This window comes from Streptomyces sp. NPDC092952 (genome assembly GCF_044754785.1).
GTDB lineage: Bacteria > Actinomycetota > Actinomycetes > Streptomycetales > Streptomycetaceae > Streptomyces.
Genome location: NZ_JBIVPT010000006.1, coordinates 313,897 through 332,218, shown reverse-complemented (window position 1 = coordinate 332,218; position 18,322 = coordinate 313,897). Strand labels below are relative to the sequence as shown.

The 18,322-nt window shown below is 72.5% G+C and carries 17 protein-coding genes; 3 read left to right on the top strand and 14 right to left on the bottom strand.

Features of this window, described 5'->3' with window-relative positions; translation table 11 throughout:
* Positions 1-15: 15 nt before the first annotated feature.
* From ACIQGQ_RS18135 to ACIQGQ_RS18125, 3 genes are read right to left on the bottom strand one after another with little or no spacing between them, the layout of a single operon-like run.
* Positions 16-1,110: a FecCD family ABC transporter permease gene (locus ACIQGQ_RS18135; protein WP_402396923.1), complete on the bottom strand. Its 1,095-nt coding sequence runs from the start codon at positions 1,108-1,110 to the stop codon at positions 16-18.
* Positions 1,111-1,124: 14 nt separating this feature from the next.
* Entirely contained in the window at positions 1,125-2,183 is a 1,059-nt protein-coding gene (locus tag ACIQGQ_RS18130; RefSeq protein ID WP_402396733.1) for a FecCD family ABC transporter permease, read from the bottom strand.
* An 11-nt stretch (positions 2,184-2,194) separates the two neighbouring features.
* Positions 2,195-3,553, bottom strand: coding sequence for a lysine N(6)-hydroxylase/L-ornithine N(5)-oxygenase family protein (locus ACIQGQ_RS18125; protein WP_402396730.1), 1,359 nt, complete (start codon positions 3,551-3,553; stop codon positions 2,195-2,197).
* Positions 3,554-3,827: 274 nt separating this feature from the next.
* On the opposite strand from ACIQGQ_RS18125, the gene ACIQGQ_RS18120 reads away from it, so the two are divergent.
* Positions 3,828-4,775, top strand: coding sequence for a methionyl-tRNA formyltransferase (locus ACIQGQ_RS18120; RefSeq protein WP_402396727.1), 948 nt, complete (start codon positions 3,828-3,830; stop codon positions 4,773-4,775).
* A 39-nt stretch (positions 4,776-4,814) separates the two neighbouring features.
* On the opposite strand, the gene ACIQGQ_RS18115 is transcribed toward ACIQGQ_RS18120, so the two are convergent.
* The 6 genes from ACIQGQ_RS18115 to ACIQGQ_RS18090 form a co-directional block, all read right to left on the bottom strand.
* On the bottom strand, positions 4,815-5,405 hold the full coding sequence (locus ACIQGQ_RS18115) for a hypothetical protein (RefSeq protein WP_402396724.1): 591 nt from the start codon (positions 5,403-5,405) through the stop codon (positions 4,815-4,817).
* A 14-nt stretch (positions 5,406-5,419) separates the two neighbouring features.
* Positions 5,420-6,583: an ROK family glucokinase gene (locus ACIQGQ_RS18110; protein ID WP_402396721.1), complete on the bottom strand. Its 1,164-nt coding sequence runs from the start codon at positions 6,581-6,583 to the stop codon at positions 5,420-5,422.
* A 133-nt stretch (positions 6,584-6,716) separates the two neighbouring features.
* Complete coding sequence (locus ACIQGQ_RS18105) at positions 6,717-7,562, bottom strand: ATP-binding cassette domain-containing protein (RefSeq protein WP_402396718.1); 846 nt, start codon at positions 7,560-7,562, stop codon at positions 6,717-6,719.
* Complete coding sequence (locus ACIQGQ_RS18100) at positions 7,559-8,611, bottom strand: ABC transporter permease (RefSeq protein ID WP_402396715.1); 1,053 nt, start codon at positions 8,609-8,611, stop codon at positions 7,559-7,561. Before ACIQGQ_RS18100 ends, ACIQGQ_RS18105 begins: the two co-directional genes overlap by 4 nt.
* Positions 8,608-9,588 (bottom strand): sugar ABC transporter substrate-binding protein, encoded by a 981-nt coding sequence (locus ACIQGQ_RS18095; protein WP_366297848.1) that lies wholly within the window; start codon positions 9,586-9,588, stop codon positions 8,608-8,610. The genes ACIQGQ_RS18100 and ACIQGQ_RS18095 overlap by 4 nt, the downstream gene beginning before the upstream one ends.
* A 286-nt stretch (positions 9,589-9,874) precedes the next feature.
* Positions 9,875-10,633, bottom strand: a complete 759-nt coding sequence (locus ACIQGQ_RS18090; protein ID WP_402396712.1) for a GntR family transcriptional regulator — start codon at positions 10,631-10,633, stop codon at positions 9,875-9,877.
* Between the two features lie 166 nt (positions 10,634-10,799).
* On the opposite strand from ACIQGQ_RS18090, the gene ACIQGQ_RS18085 reads away from it, so the two are divergent.
* A complete protein-coding gene (locus ACIQGQ_RS18085; RefSeq protein ID WP_402396709.1) occupies positions 10,800-11,843 on the top strand; it encodes a Gfo/Idh/MocA family oxidoreductase in 1,044 nt (347 codons plus the stop codon).
* A gap of 22 nt (positions 11,844-11,865) precedes the next feature.
* Here ACIQGQ_RS18085 and ACIQGQ_RS18080 read toward each other — a convergent pair whose 3' ends face one another.
* The 5 genes from ACIQGQ_RS18080 to allB form a co-directional block, all read right to left on the bottom strand.
* The gene (locus ACIQGQ_RS18080) at positions 11,866-12,276 is read right to left on the bottom strand and encodes a PaaI family thioesterase (protein WP_352280189.1); all 411 of its coding nucleotides are present in this window, start codon (positions 12,274-12,276) and stop codon (positions 11,866-11,868) included.
* Positions 12,277-12,341: 65 nt separating this feature from the next.
* Positions 12,342-13,532: a cytochrome P450 gene (locus ACIQGQ_RS18075; protein WP_402396707.1), complete on the bottom strand. Its 1,191-nt coding sequence runs from the start codon at positions 13,530-13,532 to the stop codon at positions 12,342-12,344.
* 54 nt (positions 13,533-13,586) lie between these two features.
* Entirely contained in the window at positions 13,587-14,309 is a 723-nt protein-coding gene (locus ACIQGQ_RS18070; protein WP_402396704.1) for a response regulator, read from the bottom strand.
* Between the two features lie 59 nt (positions 14,310-14,368).
* A complete protein-coding gene (locus ACIQGQ_RS18065) occupies positions 14,369-15,586 on the bottom strand; it encodes a sensor histidine kinase (protein ID WP_402396701.1) in 1,218 nt (405 codons plus the stop codon).
* 145 nt (positions 15,587-15,731) lie between these two features.
* Positions 15,732-17,075, bottom strand: a complete 1,344-nt coding sequence (allB, locus tag ACIQGQ_RS18060; protein ID WP_402396699.1) for an allantoinase AllB — start codon at positions 17,073-17,075, stop codon at positions 15,732-15,734.
* A gap of 413 nt (positions 17,076-17,488) precedes the next feature.
* On the opposite strand from allB, the gene ACIQGQ_RS18055 reads away from it, so the two are divergent.
* Entirely contained in the window at positions 17,489-18,289 is an 801-nt protein-coding gene (locus tag ACIQGQ_RS18055) for an IclR family transcriptional regulator (RefSeq protein WP_402396696.1), read from the top strand.
* Positions 18,290-18,322: the final 33 nt, after the last annotated feature.

The window sequence follows — 18,322 nt, the reverse complement described above, 5'->3', positions numbered from 1 at the left end:
GTCCGAGTCTTGTCCTCATGCCCGTGCGGCCTGTCTCAGGTTGGCCCGTACCAGCAGCCACACCAGGAACGGTCCGCCGATCGCCGCGGTCACCACACCGACCGGGAGGGAGACCGGCAGCGCGGTACGGGCGATCAGGTCCGAACCGGTCAGCAGCACCGCCCCCACCAGCCCGGAGGCCACCAACGGCGGGGTCGGGAACCGGGCCAGACGCATCGCCACCTGCGGCGCCACCAGCGCCACGAACGGCACGGGGCCCGCCGCGCTCACCGCCACCGCGGCCAGCAGCACCGCGCACAGCAGCAGGACCGCCCGCACCCTGCCGTACTGGACGCCCAGCCCGGCGGCGATGTCGTCGCCCAGGTGCATCGGCTTGAACGGGAACGCGGCCAGCGCCACCACCACGATCAGTCCGAGCACGCACCAGGCCGCCACCCGCACGGACTCCCACGACCGGCCGTCCAGCGAACCGACCAGCCACGCCTGGGCCCTGGCCACGTCCCGGATGTCGGCCGAGACCAGCAGCCAGGCCGTGACCGCCTCCATCACCGCGCTCACCGAGATGCCGATGAGGACGAGCCGGAAGCCGTCGATCCCGCGCCGCCAGGCCAGGAAGTACACCAGCAGCCCGGTGGCGAGACCGCCCGCCAGCGCGGCCAGCGGCAGCCCCACCGAACCGAGCACCGCCGTCGCGGCCCCGCCCGACACCGTCACCAGGAACACCGCGACCGCGCCCGCTCCCCCGGTGATGCCGAGGACGTCCGGGCTGGCCAGCGGATTGCGCGCAACGGACTGGGTGATCGCCCCGGAGATCCCGAGCGCGACCCCCACCACCAGCCCGGCCAGCGCCCGCGGCATCCGCAGGTCCATGACCACGAACGCGTCGACCGGATCGCCCCGGCCGAGCACCGTGGAGATCACCCGGGACAGTCCGATCGGGAAGTCCCCGACACCGATGGAGAGGCAGAAGAGCAGAAAGGCCCCCGCCGCCAGCACCAGGGTGACCAGGACGAGCCACGGCCGCCACACGAACGACACCCGGCCGAGCCGCACGCCCGCCGCCATCGGCGGGGTCGCCCGCGCCGCGTCCGTACGCCCCGTCCCGTTCATGGATTCCGTCGCGTTCATGCGTTCCTGAACTTTCCGCGCCACACCAGGACCGCGAAGAACGGGGCTCCGAGCAGGGCGACCACGATGCCCGCGTCCAGCTCGCCGGGACGCACCACGATCCGGCCCACGATGTCGCAGACCAGCAGGACGACCGCGCCGAGCAGACCGGCGTACGGGACCAGCCAGCGGTAGTCCGGGCCGGTCAGGTAACGGGCCAGATGGGCCACCATCAGGCCGAGGAAGGCGATCGGGCCGCAGGCGGCGGTGGCCGCGCCCGCGAGCAGGGTGACGGCGGCGATGCCGAGGGTCCGGCTGCGCGCGATGTTCACGCCCAGCCCGCGGGCCACGTCGTCGCCCAGGTTGAGCAGGTTGAGGGAGGGCAGGACGAACAGCGCGAGCACCAGCCCCACCGCGACGAAGAGCCCCACCGGCCCGATGACGTCGAAGCCGACCCCGGCGACCGAACCCGCGTTCCAGAACCGCAGCGCGTTCATCGACTTCTGGCTGGAGAGCGCCACGGCCGTGGTCATCGCCGCGAGGAAGACCGTGACCCCCTGCCCGGCCAGGGCCAGGGTCAGCGGATTGCCCGCGCCCCGGCCGATGCTGGCGAGTCCGAAGACGGCGACCCCGCAGAGCGCCGCCCCGGCGAAGGCGAACCAGACGTACTGGAACGGGTCGGCGAAGCCGAACACGGCGATCACCGACACCACCGCGAACGACGCCCCCGCGTTCACCCCCACCAGCCCGGTGTCGGCGATCGGGTTGCGGGTGAAGCCCTGGATCAGCGCGCCGCCCACGCCCAGCGCGACGCCGGCCACGACCGCGAGCACCGTCCGGGGCACCCGGACGGTCTCCACGATGAGCCGGATCTCGGTGAGCCGGTGGTCGGCCCCGGGGTCGGCGGACAGCCCGTGCCAGACCTCGGCGGGGGTCAGCGCCCGGGCACCGACGGCCAGGGACACCGCCGCCGCGACGGCCAGGACCGCCAGCAGCGCGGCGAGCCCGGCCCCCCGCCGGTGGCGGGGGGCCGAGGCGGGCCCGTTCGTCGGGCGCTCGACTGCGATGGTGCGCATCTCGGCGGTCGTTATCCCTTGGTTCCGGTGCCCTCGGCGACCGGACGGGCCGCCCCGGAGACGGATGTGACGCCCCGTTCGAGCAGCGAGTCCAGGATCTCGCCGACCCGGACCGCGGTGTTGGAGAGCAGGGAGGTGGTGATGCCGTGGGTGTGCTCCGTACCGCCCTGGAGATAGATCCCGCAGCGCAGCGCCGGGTCGGTGGAGACCCGGTAGTCGCGCTCGACGCGGACCCGGCCCTCGTCGTCGCGCAGGCAGAGGTCGGCGACCTCGCCGAGCAGGCCGAGCGGGTCGGCGGGGCGGTAGCCGGTGGCGAACACCACGACGTCGGCGTCCAGTCGGGTCTCCTCTCCGGTGACGAGCGAGACCACGTCGGCCCGGACCCCGTCGGGCGTCTCCTCGACGCCGCTGACCCGGGACACGTTGAGGAAGCGCAGCCGCTCGGTGCCGAGGACCTTCTCCTGGTACATCTGCCGGTACAGGTCGTCGATCAGGTCGATGTCCACCACGGAGTAGTTGGTGTTGCCGTGGTAGGCCATCAGCCGGCTCTTCACGCTGTCGGGCGCGGCGAAGTAGTCGTCGACCGCGCCCGGGTCGAAGATCCGGTTGGCGAAGGCGCTGTCGTCGGCGGGGCTGTAGCCGTAGCGGGAGAAGACCGCGCAGACCTCGGCCCGGGGGAAGCGCCGGTGCAGATACGCGACGTTCTCGGCGGCGCTCTGTCCGGCGCCCACGACGACGAAGCGGGTGGGCGCGGGCGAGGCGGACTCCAGGGCGTCGACCTTGCGCAGCAGGTCGGAGTTGTGCCAGACCCGCTCGCCGCGTTCGACGCCGGGCGGCATGACGGGGCGCAGCCCGGTGCCGACGACGAGGTTGCGGGCCCGGTGGACCGACAGCCCCTCGGCCGAACGGACCGTCACATCCAGGTACTCGACGGCGTCCTCGCGGACGACGGGGGTGACGGCGACGACCTCGTGACCGTAGGAGACCATGCTGTCGACCTTGGCCGCGGCCCACTCGAAGTAGTCGTGGAACTCCACGCGCAGCGGGAAGAGGTTCTTGTGGTTGATGAAGTCGATCAGCCGGCCCTTGCTCTGGAGGTAGCAGAGGAAGCTGAACTCGCTGGCCGGGTTCCGGAGCGTCACCAGGTCCTTGAGGAACGAGACTTGCATCGTGGCGTCGTCGATGAGCATGCCGCGGTGCCAGCCGAAGCTCGGCTGTTGCTCGAAGAAGCGGGCGGTGACCGGCCCCTGGCCGCCGGCGCGTGCGTTGTGCTCGCTCAGCGCAATCGCCATGGCCACGTTGGACGGGCCGAAACCGATGCCCATCAGATCGTGGACCACTGGTGTGTCGCCAGGAAGAACCGGTGACATGTCACTCCCATCGTGCGGGGAAGCCGCCTGTCGGGCGTCGGGGAACGTACGAAGGGTGGGCACGGCGACAACGCCGCCCACCAAGAACTTAGGTGAGCCTAAGCTAATCCTGACCGCCTGTCGATAGGGGAGCCCTCCCCGGGCATCGACATCGCGTCAACTGGGGCCCGAAATACCCCTGTTGCAAACTAAGGTAAGCCTTGCTTTACTTACGGCGCTTTGGTTACGGCACCGCGATCGCGGCCGAACCGCCCCTGCCCTGAGGAGGAACCCCATGCGGGTCGTCATGTTCGGTTACCAGACCTGGGGGCACCGCACCCTGCAAGCCCTCCTGGACTCCGAACACCAGGTGGTCCTGGTGGTGACGCACCCCAAGAGCGAGCACGCGTACGAGAAGATCTGGAGCGACTCGGTCGCCGACCTCGCCGAGGCCCACGGCGTCCCGGTGCTGATCCGCAACCGGCCGGACGACGAGGAGCTGTTCGAGCGGCTCAAGGAGGCCGATCCGGACATCATCGTGGCCAACAACTGGCGGACCTGGATCCCGCCGCGGATCTACGGACTGCCCCGCCACGGCACGCTCAACGTCCACGACTCGCTGCTGCCGAAGTACGCCGGGTTCTCCCCGCTGATCTGGGCACTGATCAACGGAGAGACCGAAGTGGGCGTGACCGCGCACCTGATGGACGAGGAACTGGACGCCGGCGACATCGTCCGGCAGGAGTCCGTCCCGGTCGGCCCGGCGGACACCGCCACCGACCTCTTCCACAAGACCGTCGACCTGATCGCGCCCGTCACCATCGGCGCGCTCGGCCTCATCGCCTCCGGGCGGACGGAATTCACCAAGCAGGACCGCTCGCAGGCCAGCTTCTTCCACAAGCGGTCCACCGAGGACATCCGCATCGACTGGAACTGGCCCGCCGAGGACCTCGAACGGCTCGTCCGCGCCCAGTCCGAGCCGTACCCCAGCGCCTTCACCCACCACCGGGGCAAGCGGCTGGAGATCCTCGCCGCGGTGGTCTCGCAGAACCGGTACGGCGGCACCCCCGGACGGATCTTCTACCGCGAGGGCGAGGGCGTGGTGATCGTCGCAGGGGCGGACGCCCGTACCGGACGCAACCACGGCCTGGCCGTCACCCGGGTGCGCACCGAGGACGGCCGCGAGCTGCCGGCCGCCGAGTACTTCACCGCCATGGGCGGCTATCTGACCGCCCGGCCCTGACGCCCTCCCCCTCGGGGCCCGCCCGGCCGGGGCACCCGGTCAGGGCGTGGCCGCGGAGACCACGTAGACGACCGGGTTCATCGGGTCGGTCATGTTGACCATGATGTCCTGGGTGGGCCGCGGCTTCCCGTTCACATGCCGGGTGCCCGCCCACTCGGTCCCGGCGGGGAACGACCAGTCCGCGATCTTCAGGTCGCGGGGACCGATGGTCTCCTTGCCGGGCTCCAGGTTCGAGCGCCCGCTGCCCAGCCGGCCCAGGAAGCGGTCCAGCCCGGCGGAGGTGGTCCGGAACTCCACGTACAGCCGGCTGGTCTTCCAGTTGTTGGTCTCGTAGTACCGCACGTCCAGGGAGTTGCCCGGCATCGGCAGCTCGTAGATCCGGCGCTGCATCCGCGAGGGCCAGCCCTCCCGCAGCCCCTGCGCGGAGGCCTCGGCCTCCTTGTTCGCTCCGGAGCGGCGGCTCTGGCCGGCGGAGATCAGCAGATAGCCGGCCGGGACGCCGATGAGCAGCACGATGATCGTCGCCGTGATCAGCCGGCGACGGATCGTCCGGCGCCGGTCCTGCGGCGGCCGGCCGTCGTCGGGCGGCGTCGACTGGCGCGGCAGGACGGGGTGCTCGGCTGCGGTCATGTCTCTCGGGGTCCCTAGGAGGTGCGGGTGGAGCGGGTGGAACGGATGGTGTTCGCGGCCTGGTCGTAGATCTGGGCGTAGCGCTCGTAGCGCTCCACCCGGCGCCGGTTGGCCCGGCGGAATCTGCGGGCCACCAGCCGGGCCAGGTCCGCGGCGCCGACCATACCGGCCTCGGGGCCGAGCTGGGCACGGGCGATCCGGGCCTCCGGCCGGTAGCCGCGGCCGGTGAGGTGGCGCCTGAAGGCGTCCCGGGCCGGGCCGATGAGCAGGTCGTCGGCGGCGCTGACCCCGCCCCCGATGACGAAGCAGGAGGGGTCGAGCGCGGCGGCCAGGTTGGCGATGCCCACGCCGAGCCACTGCCCGATGTCCTGGAGCAGCTCGACGCACATCGCGTCGCCCTCACGGGCCAGTTCGGTGATCAGGGGGCCGGTGATGTCCGGGACGTTGCCCTTCACCCGCTCGATGATGCCGTGCGCCACCGGGGAGTCCGCCGCGGCCAGCTCCCTGGCCTCCCGGACCAGTGCGTTGCCCGAGCTGTACTGCTCCCAGCAGCCCCGGTTGCCGCAGGGGCAGCGGTGCCCGCCGGGCACCACCTGCATGTGGCCGAACTCACCGGCCACCCCGTACTTGCCCCGCTTGACCTGGCCGTCCTCCAGGATCGCGCCGCCGATGCCGGTGCCGAGCGTGATCATGACGAGATGGTCCTCGCCGCGGCCCGCCCCGAACCGCCACTCCGCCCAGGCGGCGGTGTTGGCGTCGTTGTCGACCATGACGGGGACCGCGAGCCGGGAGGCGAGGGCGTCGCGCAGCGGCTCGTCGCGCCAGGCGAGGTGCGGGGCGAAGAGCACCTTGGAGCGGTCGGCGTCGACCCAGCCGGCCGCGCCGATCCCGACGGCGTGCACGTCGTGCCGGTCGGAGAGGTCCAGGACCAGCTCGACGATGGTGTCCTCGACGACCTTGGGGCTCTTGGACTTGTCCGGCGTCTCGGTGCGCAGCTTCTCCAGGATGGTGCCGTCGGCGTCGACGACGCCCGCCATCACCTTCGTACCGCCGATGTCGATGCCGACGGTGGGGACCCGCGGTGCCGTGAGGTGCGAGCGCCGCTCCCGGGTGCCCACGGTCCGCAGGACGGTGGCGCGGGCGGAGCCGCGGTGGGTGAAGTCGCGGTACGTGCTCATCGTCCCTGCGGGGTGTTGGGGAGCCGGGGGCGGTGCTCCCGGCGGCGGACTGCGCCCGTCGGGCTCGATTCTGCCACTGCCCAGGGACCGGGGCGGGCGGACCCGTGCGTACGGGGCCGCCCGCGGGTCCTCGCTACGCCGCGTCGTCCGGGCCGGGGCCGGTGGCCCGTTCCAGCTCGTGGCTGAGCTCCTCCAGCTCGCTGCCGCCCGCCATCTGGCGGGTCAGCTCGTCCAGCGTGATGGACTCCTTGGTGTGGCTGCCGGACATCGCGCCCCGCTTCAGCAGCACGAACCGGTCACCGACGAGATACGCGTGGTGCGGGTTGTGCGTGATGAGGACCACTCCGAGACCGGCGTCCCGGGCGGCCGCGACGTACTTCAGCACCACCCCGGACTGCTTGACGCCGAGCGCGGCGGTCGGCTCGTCCAGGACGAGGACCTTGGCGCCGAAGTGGACGGCCCGGGCGATGGCGACGCACTGGCGCTCGCCGCCGGACAGGGTGCCGATCGGCTGGTCGACGTCGCGCAGGTCGATGCCCATGCGCAGCAGCGCGGAACGGGTCGTCTCGCGCATCAGGCGGACGTCGAGGCGCTTGAAGGGGCCGGCGCCCAGCGTCGGCTCGGAGCCCAGGAAGAAGTTGCGCCAGACCGGCATCAGCGGGACCACGGCCAGGTCCTGGTAGACCGTGGCGATGCCGCGGTCCAGGGCGTCGCGCGGGTTGACCAGGGTGGTCTCCTCGCCGTCGATCAGGAAGCTCCCGGCGTCGTGCCGGTGCAGCCCCGCGATGATCTTGATGAGGGTGGACTTGCCCGCGCCGTTGTCGCCGAGGACGCAGGTGATCTCGCCCGCGTGGACCTCCAGCGAGACGTCGGTCAGCGCCTTGATGGAGCCGTAGAACTTGGACACGTGGTCGAGTTCGACCAGCGCCCGGCGGGGCTCCGGCGCCGCCGCCCCGGCCGGTTCCGTGGGGGCCGTCATGTCGTCGCCTCCGCGCGCTTGCGTACCCATGCGTTGAGCAGGGTGGCCAGGAGCAGCATGGCTCCGAGGAAGAACTTGAACCAGTCCGGGTTCCACTCCGCGTACACGATGCCCTTGCTGGTCATGCCGAAGATGACGGCACCGACCGCGGAGCCGATCGCGGAGCCGTAGCCGCCGGTGATCAGGCAGCCGCCGATGACGGCCGCGATGATGTAGATCAGCTCGTTGCCGACGCCCTCGCCGGACTGCACCACGTCGAAGGAGAACAGCAGGTGCTGCCCGGAGACCCAGGCGGCGAAGGCGACCCCCAGGTAGAGCCCGATCTTGGTACGGATCACCGGGACGCCGACCGCGCGGGCCGCGTCGGCCTCGCCGCCGACCGCGAAGATCCAGTTGCCGAAGCGGGTACGGAGCAGGATCCAGGTGGCGATCGCGACCAGCACCGCCCACCACAGGATGGTGACCTTGAACTCGACGCCGCCGATCGTCCACTGCGAGGCGAAGACCTTGCGGGCCGATTCGAAGCCCTCCATGTCGCCGATGCCCTTGGTGGACACGGTCCCGCTGATCAGTTTGGTGAAGCCCAGATTGAGCCCGGTCAGCATCAGGAAGGTGCCGAGCGTGATGATGAAGCTGGGCAGTTTCGTACGGGTCAGCATGAAGCCGTTGAAGGCTCCGACGGCCAGGGTGACCAGCAGCGACACGAAGACGCCGACCCAGACGTTGGCGGTCATCTGGTAGCTGAACATCGACGAGACCAGCGCGGAGCTGGTGACCAGCACACCGGCGGAGAGGTCGAACTCGCCGCCGATCATCAGCAGCGCCACCGGCGCGGCCATGATCCCGATCGTCGAGGCCGCGTAGAGCACCGTGCCCATGCTGGAGGCGCGCAGGAAGCTGTCGGCGACGATCGAGAAGAAGATGAAGACGGCGGCGGCGCCGACCACCGAGCCGAGCTCGGGACGGCCGAGGAGTCTGCGCAGCGTCGAGGTGCGCAGCAGCCGCTCGTCGGCCCCGGCCGGGGCGGACGGTCCGGCGGCCGCGCTCATCGGGTACCCCGCTTCGTGTACGGGGCCAGCGCGGCGGCGTCCTTCTCGGTGATGATCTGCGGCCCGGTGAGGACCGGGCGGCCGCCGCCGAGCACGTTGCCGTTGTAGCGGTAGAGCCAGATCAGGTCGACCGCCTCGTAGCCCTGGAGGTAGGGCTGCTGGTCGACGGCGAAGCCCAGGGTCTTGTCCTGGAGGGCCGTGGCGACCTTGGCGTTCAGGTCGAAGGTGTCGATCTCGGCGGAGCTGCCCGCGGTCTTCTTCGCCTTGACGGCGGCGTCCGCGAAGGGGGCGCCGAGGGTGACGACCGCGTCGATGCTCTTGTCGGCCTGGAGCTTGGCCTCGATGGACGCCTGGACGTCGGGCATGTTGGTGCCCTCGACGTACAGGTTCTGCATCTGGCCGTCGAAGGTCTTCTTCGCCCCGGCGCAGCGCTGCTCGTGGCCGACGTTGCCCTGCTCGTGCAGGATGCACAGCGCCTTCTTGCGGCCGCGGGCGTTCAGCTCCTCGCCGACCGCCTCGCCCGCGATGGACTCGTCCTGGCCGATGTGGGTGAGCGCGCCGAACCGCTTGGACTCCTCGGAGCCCGAGTTCACAGTGATCACCGGGATTCCGGCCCGGACGGCCTTGGCCACGACGTCCTTCATGGCGTCGGGCTTGGCGAGGCTGACGATCAGCCCGTCGACCTTCTGGTCGATGGCGGCCTGCACCAGCTGGGCCTGCTGCTGCGCCTCGTCGTTGTGCGAGTACAGGAACTTGATGTTGTCCTTGTCGGCCGCCTGCTGGGCGCCGCGCTGGACGATGTCCCAGAAGGTGTCGCCGTCGCCCGAGTGGGTGACCATGGCGACGGTCCAGCGGGGTGTGTCCACCGCGGGCCGGCCCTTGGCGGCCGCGGCCGCGCGTTCTTCCGCCCGCTTGCCGCCGGTGCTGCTGCATCCCATGAGGGAAACCCCGAGCACCGCCGCGAGCACGGCGCCCATCGCACGTACCCCTGTCCGAACCCTTGCCACGACGCCGTGCCCTTCTTGTGCTGCTCATTGTGCTGCTTCACGGGCCGGGAGTGATGTGCGCACACCGGGCCCGGCTGGCCAAGTATCCCCGAGCGGTCGGCGCCGCCGCCCGGCAGGGGCGGGGCGCGTGTGTCGCCGCCGTGGTACGGGGAGGGTCGCCGCCTTTCTCTCCCGGCCGCCGGAGTGCGACCGGTGGAGTCTTAACGGTGCGCGGACCGGACGTCAACGGGGCGGGACGGGGCGGTGTCGGGCCGGGTCAGCGGACGAGCAGCTGGAAGTCGAAGGTGTGGCGCGAGGCCCGGTAGAGGTGGGAGCCGTGCTCGACCACCCGTCCGGTGTCGTCGAAGGTGGTGCGCTCCATGGTCAGCAGGGCCGCCCCCGCCGGTTCGGCGAGCCCGGCCGCCTCCGCTTCGGTGGCGAGCCGGGCGCCGACGGTCTGGCGGGCGCTGTGCAGGGTGATGCCCGCACCGCGCAGGATCCGGTAGAGGCCGGTGGCCTCCAGACGGCCGGTGTCCAGATCGGCGATCCCGGCCGGCAGGTGGTTGCGGAGCAGGGCCAGCGGCTCGCCGTGCGCGTACCGCAGCCGCTCGACGCGGTGGACGTCGGCGCCCTCGGCGATGCCGAGCGCGGCGGCGGTGGCGGGGCCGGCGGGCTCGACGGTGTTGCGCAGGACCCGGGTGGCGGGGTGTGCGCCCGCCGCCTCCAGGTCGTCGTAGAGGCTGCTCAGTTCGAGCGGGCGGCGGACCGTGCTGTGCACGACCTGGGTGCCCACGCCCCGGCGGCGGACCATCAGCCCCTTGTCGACCAGGGACTGGATGGCCTGGCGGACCGTGGGCCGCGACAGCCCCAGCCGGGACGCGAGCTCGATCTCGTTGCCGAGCAGGCTGCCGGGGGCGAGCCTGCCCTGCTCGACGGCGGCCTCCAGCTGCTGGGCCAGCTGGAAGTAGAGGGGGATCGGGCTGGTGCGGTCCACGCCGAGTTCGAGTGCTGCGGGGTCGGTGGTGGGTTTGGGCACGCGTGGAGGGTATCCCCCGTGCCCGGGCCCCGGTAGTCCGGTCGTCCGGTTGCCCTGTCGTCGTGTTGCCCTGTTGTCCGGTTGTCCGGACAGCAGGCCGCCAGCGAACCCATGTTTGTCCTGACATTTGATTGACAGGGCAGAGGGCGGACGGCACGTTGGGTCCATGCGCATCGGACTCATCGGCACCGGCCGGATCGGCTCCTTCCACGCGGGCGTGCTGGCCCGCCACCCCGAGGTGGACGCCCTGGTGGTGGCGGACACCGACCGGGACCGCGCCGCTCTCCTGGCGCGGCGCACCGGCGCGCGGGCCGTCCCGGACGCGGCCGGGGTGTTCGCCGCGGGGGTGGACGCCGTGGTGATCGCCTCGGCCACCGCGGCGCACGCGGAGCTGATCGGCCGGGCCGCGCGGGCCGGGCTCCCGGCGTTCTGCGAGAAGCCGATCGCCCTGGACCTGCCGGGGACGCTGGACGCGCTGCGCGCGGTGGGCCGGGCCGGGACCGTGCTCCAGCTCGGCTTCATGCGCCGGTTCGACGCCGGGTACGGGGCCGCCCGCGCCGCCGTGCGCTCCGGTGCGCTGGGGCGGCTGCACACGGTGCGGACGGTGACGATGGACCCGGCCCCGCCGCCCGCCGCCTACCTGCCGCTCTCCGGCGGGCTGTACCGGGACTGCCTGGTCCACGACTTCGACATGGTGCGGTGGGTCACCGGCCGCGAGGTGACCGAGGTGTACGCGGTCGGCTCGGACGCCGGGCCCGCGATGTTCCGGACGGTCGGTGACGTGGACACGGCGGCGGTGCTGCTGACCCTCGACGACGGCACCCTCGCCACCGCGTCGGCCACCCGCTGCAACGGGGCGGGGTACGACGTCCGCATGGAGCTGGCGGGTGAGCGGGACCAGATCACCGTCGGCCTGGACGCCCGCACCCCGCTCACCTCCGCCGAGCCGCACGGCCCGTCCGCCCCGGCCGGGCCCTGGCCCGGGTTCCTGGAGCGGTTCGCCCCGGCGTACGAGGCCGAGCTGGACGCGTTCGTCCGGGTGGCGCGGGGCGAGCTGCCCAATCCGTGCGACGGCCGGGAGGCGTGGCGGGCACTGCTGATCGCGGAGGCGTGCGAGCTGTCGCGCCGCGAGCGGCGCCCGGTCACCGTCGAGGAGGTCGCCAAGGAGGCCGGGGGCGACCCCGGCCACGACCCGTCCGCCACGCCCTGAGCCCCGGCCGCACCTCCCCCGGTCAGGCCGGCAGGACGGTGCCCTGCGCGACGGCGCAGAGCCGTTCCTCCCCGTCCTCGGCGACGGCGAACAGCTCGCAGCGGACCACCGCCTGACGGCGTCCGGTGTGCGCGACCTCGGCCCGGGCCACCAGGGTGGCGCCGGTGCCGGGCCGGACGTACTGGATGGAGAACCCGCCGGTCAGCACCTGCGGGCCCAGGGTCGTACCGGCGGCGAAGGTGATCGCGTTGTCGGCCGCGTAGGCGAGGACCCCGCCGTGCAGGAAGCCGTTCTGCTGCTGGAGCTCGGGGCGGATGTCCACTTCGAGGGTGGCCGCGCCGTTCCCAAAGGCGGTGAGCCGGGCGCCCAGGAGGCCGCTGAACGGCTGGCTGTCGAGCACCTTCTGGGCCGCTGTCAGGTCGAGTCCGGTCATGTGTCGCTGCTCCTCGTTCCGTTGTCCTGTCCGTATGTCGTCCGCGCTCTCCCGCGCTCCCCCGCTCACCAGCGGACGGGCAGTCCGCGCGCGCCGCGGATCAGCATGCCCGGGATCCACTCCGGCTTCCGGTCCGCCTCCGTGTCCAGGGCCAGGCCGGGGCACCGCTCCAACAGGCTGCCGATCGCGATCCGGCCCTCCATCCGGGCCAGCGGCGCGCCCACGCAGAAGTGGAGGCCGTGCCCGAAGGCCAGGTGGCCCTGGGGCTCGCGGCGGATGTCGAAGGTGTCGGGCTCCGGATAGCGGGCGCCGTCCCGGTCGGCGCCCGCCAGCGAGACCAGCACCGGGGCGCCCGCCGGGATGGTCCGCCGCCCCATCGGGATGTTCTCGCGGGCGAACCGGAACGTGGTGTTCTCCACCGGGCCGTCGTAACGGAGCATCTCCTCGACGGCCCCGCCGATCAGCTCCGGGTCGTCCTGGAGGGCGGCGAGCTGGTCGGGGTGGTCGAGCAGGGCCCGTACCCCGTTGGCGATCAGGTTGACCGTGGTCTCGTGGCCGGCCACCAGCAACAGGAAGGCCATGCCCATGAGTTCGTCGAAGGAGAGCCGGTCGCCGTCCTCGTCGCGCGTCCTGACCAGGGCGCTCATCAGGTCGTCGCCGGGTGCGGCGCGCTTCTCCTCGATCAGCTCGCGCAGGTACACGCCCATGACGCGCACCGACTCGGTCTCCTGCTCCGGGGAGGTGGGGCTGACGACCCCGTTCGACAGCCGGCGGAACCGCTCGCGGTCCAGGTCCGGGACGCCTATCAGTTCGCAGATGACGGTCATCGGCAGCGGGAAGGCGAGGGCGTCGACGAGATCGGCGCGCCCGGCGGGCACCATCGCGTCGAGGAGCCCGTCGGTGATCCCCTGGACGCGCGGGCGCAACGACTCGACCCGCCGGGCGGTGAACTCCCGGGCGACGAGCTTGCGCAGCCGGGTGTGGTGCGGCGGGTCCAGCTCCAGCATGTTCAGGAAGACCGAATCGCCCTCGGGCGCGCCCGGCAGTCCGCGCCAGTCCTTGGTGAACCTGGGGTCGGTGAGGGCGGCGCGGGCCTCGTCGTACCCCACCACCAGCCAGACGAGGTCGAATTCGTCGGTGCGGACGGTGTGCACCGGTCCGGTGGCACGCAGCTTCCCGTAGTACGGGTACGGGTTCGCGGTGAATTCCGCCACCCCGCGCAGATCGACGTCGGCCTGACCACTGGCTTCGAACATGGGATCGCCCCTCCCGGTCGTGCGGCCCGTTTCCCGCGGGCCGGCCTCCTCACCCTATGCCGGTGGCGGTGTGCCGTCCTCGTCCAGGAGCCCCGCGTCGTGCACCAACAGAGCGATCTGGACACGGTTGTTGAAGCCGCACCGGGCGAGGATCCGGGAGACCTGGGTCTTCACGGTCGCCACGCTGAGGTAGAGGGCGGCGGCGATCTCGGCGTTGGAGCGGCCGCGTGCGACGGAGAGGGCGACCTCGCGTTCCCGCCCGGCCAGTTGGGCGAGGCGCCGCCGGGCCGCGCCGGCGCGCTCGTCGCGGCCGCGGGGGCCGGTCCCGGCGGCGCGGTCCATCAGCTGCCGGGTCACCGCGGGCGAGAGCACCGGGTCCCCGGCGGCGACCCGTCGTACCGCGTCGACGATCCGTTCCGCCGGGGTGTCCTTCAGGACGAATCCGGCCGCCCCGGCGCGGATCGCGCGCAGCACCTGTTCGTCGGCGTGGAAGGTGGTGAGGACGATGACCTCGGGGGCGTCGGGACGGGCGCGCAGCCGTTCGGTCGCGGTGAGCCCGTCCATGGCGGGCATCCGGAGGTCCATCAGGACCACGTCGGGGCGGAGCCGGTCGGCCAGCGCGGCGACCTCCGTGCCGTCCGCCCCCTCCCCGACGATCTCGATGTCGTCGGCGCCGCCGAGCATGAGGGCGAGTCCGGCCCGGACGAGCGGGTCGTCGTCGACGACGAGCAGCCGAATCCGCCGCGGGCCGGGCCCGTTCGGAGTGGGGGTGGTCATGTCCGCAACCGTATCGGGGCCCGGACGCGGCGGGCGCCGGGAGGCCGGGGTCCGGGCGCTCAGGTTGGCCACGGCAGTACGGCGCGGACGTGGAAGCCGCCGTCCGGCAGCGGCCCGTGCTCCAGTTTGCCGCCGGCCAGCGTGGCACGTTCGGTGAGGCCGATGAGGCCCTGGCCGGAGCCGGGGACCGGTCTGAACGGTTCGGTGGGCGCCGGGTTGCGCACCTCGATGGTGAGGCCCTCGCCCGGGGCGCCGGTGACGCTGACGGTGACCTCGGTGCCGGGGGCGTGCTTGCGGGCGTTGGTGAGGGTCTCCTGGGCGATGCGGTAGACGGTGCGGCCGGTGGCGGCGGGGGCCGAGGCGGGGTCGTCGACCCGGTTGTCGAGCACGACCGCCATGCCGGCCAGCCGGGACTCGGCGACCAGTTCGTCGAGGGTGGCGAGGGTGGGCTGCGGCCGGTCGCCGTCGCTCTCGCCGGGGCTGCGCAGCACGCCGATGATCTCGCGCAGGTCCTGGAGCGCCTCGTGCGCGCTGTCCCGGATGACCCCGGCGGCGCGGGCGATCTCGGCCCGGGGCGCGTCGGGGCGGAATTCGAGGGCGCCCGCGTGGACGCTGAGCAGGGTCAGCCGGTGGGCGAGGACGTCGTGCATCTCGCGGGCGATGGCCTCGCGGGCCAGCCGCTGGGCCTGTTCGGCGCGGAGTTCCGCCTCGGTCTCGGCCCGGCGGGCCCGCTCGCGCAGGGAGACGACGAGCTGGCGCCGGGACCGTACGGCCATCCCCCAGCTGATCACCAGCAGCGTCAGCAGCACCCCGATGATCGTGTCCACGAGGGAGGAGCTTTCCGGGTCGGGGCGCAGATACGGCTGTACGGGGGTGAGGACCAGGGCCAGCGCCCCGATGGCCGCGACCGGCCGGAAGGGCCGGTGCACCGCCAGCCCGAAGAGCGCGACGAGCATCGCCCCCGCCGCGGTGGGCTCGACCGTGGCGAGCAGCACCAGCCCCAGGGCCACGCCCACCGGCCACCGTCGCCGCACCCAGAGCACGGCGCAGGCCAGCACCCCGAGCACGACGTCGACGAGGAGGACGAGGTCGGAGGTGCTCCGGTCGGCTTCGATGGCCGCCGCGGCGATCAGGCCGATCCCGGCGGCGCAGAGGAAGGCGGTCGTGTCGACGATCCAGTCCCGCACCGTGCGGCGGGAGCGGCCGCGCCGGTCGCCGGACAGCTCGGGGTCGGCCATCGCCGACGGCAGCAGCCAGCGGTATTCCGTACGCGTCATGCCATAAAACTACCCAGGCCGGGCGGTGGGTCGGGCCGTACGGACGCGCCGGGAGACCAAAGTCGCGCGGGTGGAGACCTTCGGCCCTTCTCCGCGCCCGCCGTGCGGTTGGACGGCGGGCGCGGAGGGGAGGGCCGGTGCGCGGTCAGTGGCCGCGTGCGAGGAGCCGGCCGGTGGGAGCGCCGACTTCGCCGTCGGCCGCGATCCGTTCGCCGCGCAGCCAGGTCGAGCGGACGACGCCGTACAGGGTCTTCCCGGCGTAGGCGGTGACCTGGTTGCGGTGGAAGAGTTCGGCCGGGTCGACGGTGAAGGTCGCGTCGGGGGCCAGCACCGCGAAGTCGGCGTCGCGGCCGGCCTCGATGGCGCCCTTCCGGTCGAGTCCGGCCAGTGCGGCGGGGGCGGCCGACATCCAGCGGGCGACGTCGTCGAGCGAGTGGCCCCGCCTGCGGGCCTCGGTCCAGATGGCGGGCAGCCCGAGCTGGAGGGAGGAGATCCCGCCCCAGGCGGAGGCGAAGTCGGGGGTCTTGAGGTCGGTGGTGCAGGGCGAGTGGTCGGAGACGACGCAGTCGATCGTGCCGTCCGCCAATCCCTGCCACAGCGCGTCCTGGTTGGCCGCCTCCCGGATCGGCGGACAGCACTTGAACTCGGTGGCGCCGTCCGGGACCTCCTCGGCGGTGAGGGTGAGGAAGTGCGGGCAGGACTCGACCGTGATCCGTACGCCCTCGCGCCGGGCCGCGGCGATCATCGGCAGGGCGTCACTGGAGGACAGGTGGAGCACATGGACCCGGGCGTTCAGCCGCCGGGCGTGCGCGATCAGTCCCTCGATCGCGGTGTTCTCGGCGTCGCGCGGCCGGGAGGCGAGGAAGTCGGCGTACGCGGGGCCGCCGCGCTGCGGGGCGGCGGCCAGGTGGTGCGGGTCCTCGGCGTGCACGATCAGCAGGCCGCCGAATCCGGTGATCTCCGCCATGGACCGGGCCAGCTGCTCCTGGTCGAGTTCGGGGAACTCGTCGACGCCGGAGGGCGACAGGAAGCACTTGAAGCCGAACACCCCGGCCTCGTACAGCGGCCGCAGGTCCTTGACGTTGGTGGGGATCGCACCGCCCCAGAAGCCGGTGTCGATGTGCGCCTTCGGGGCGGCGACCTGCTGCTTGGTGCGCAGGTGGTCGACGGTGGTGGTCGGCGGCAGCGAGTTGAGCGGCATGTCGAGCAGGGTGGTGATGCCGCCCGCCGCCGCCGCGCGGGTGGCGGTGAAGAAGCCCTCCCACTCGGTGCGGCCCGGGTCGTTCACATGGACGTGGGTGTCGACGAGCCCGGGCAGCAGCACGTCGTCGCCGAAGTCCTCCAGCCGGGCCCCGGCCGGCACTTCGGCGTCGTACGGCAGGACCGCGTCGATCCTGCCGCCGGCGACGGCGACCGCGGCGGCGCGCGTCCCGTCCGGGGTGACGACACGCGTCGAGCGCAGTACCAGGTTCACGTCCGCACCGGACATCCGTGCTCCTCACTTCGGGCTTCGAACGCTGAAGAATTCAACGAACTGTTGAAGGAGTTTTCACTCGGGGCGCGGCCTCGTCAAGACCCTGCCGCGCCCGACCGGGGGCCGGACGGACACCCTCCATCCGCATCTGTATATTTCCACAAAGTAGAAGTCAACTTTCGCACCATGGAACGTAGCATGGGACCAGCAGGGCTCCGCCCCCTGGCCCCGCCCTCGGCCGACACCGGGACAAACGGTCTCTGACCGGCCAGGACGCCGGGCCCGGAGCAGTGCGTCGACCGGGAACCGCCCGGTAGGCTGCTGCGGGTGTCCGACCCTTGGGCGCGACGCCGCGGCAGGTGGTCGGACACTCCTGAGTGCCTCGCCGGGCGGGGCACCCGCTCATCCGCCTCGAAAGGACCGTTGACGTGCCGCCGTCCCACGCCAGCACAGCCGACTCCAAGCCCGCCGCTCCGAGCGGTGGTGTGCAGTCCCTTGAGCGCGCCTTCGACCTTCTGGAGCGGATGGCGGACGCGGGGGGCGAGGTCGGGCTGAGCGAGCTCTCCGCGAGCAGCGGGCTCCCGCTGCCGACCATCCACCGCCTGATGCGCACGCTGGTGCTCTGCGGATACGTGCGCCAGCAGCCCAACCGGCGCTACGCGCTGGGCCCCCGGCTGATCCGGCTCGGCGAGTCCGCGTCCCGGCTGCTGGGCACCTGGGCCCGGCCGTATCTGGCGCGGCTGGTCGAGGAGACCGGCGAGACCGCGAACATGGCGCTGCTCGACGGCGACGAGATCGTGTACGTGGCCCAGGTCCCGTCCAAGCACTCGATGCGGATGTTCACCGAGGTGGGCCGCCGGGTGCTGCCGCACTCCACCGGGGTCGGCAAGGCGCTGCTGGCGCACACGCCCCCGGAGGAGGTGCGCGCCCTGCTGGCCCGTACCGGCATGCCCGCCGCCACCGAGAAGACGATCACCACGCCCGAGGGCTTCCTCGACGCGCTGGAGCACGTCCGCCGGGTCGGTTACGCGGTCGACGACAACGAGCAGGAGATCGGGGTCCGCTGTCTGGCGGTCCCCGTGCCGGACTCCCCCACCTCGGCGGCGATCTCGATCTCCGGTCCGGCGGGCCGGGTGACGGAGGCGGCCACCGAGCGGATCGTCCCGATCCTCCAGCAGGCGGCGCGGGACCTCTCCGAGGCGCTGGCGAGCAGCGGCACCAACGGCTGAGTACGCGGGAGGGGGCGGCCGCCCGGGCCGCCC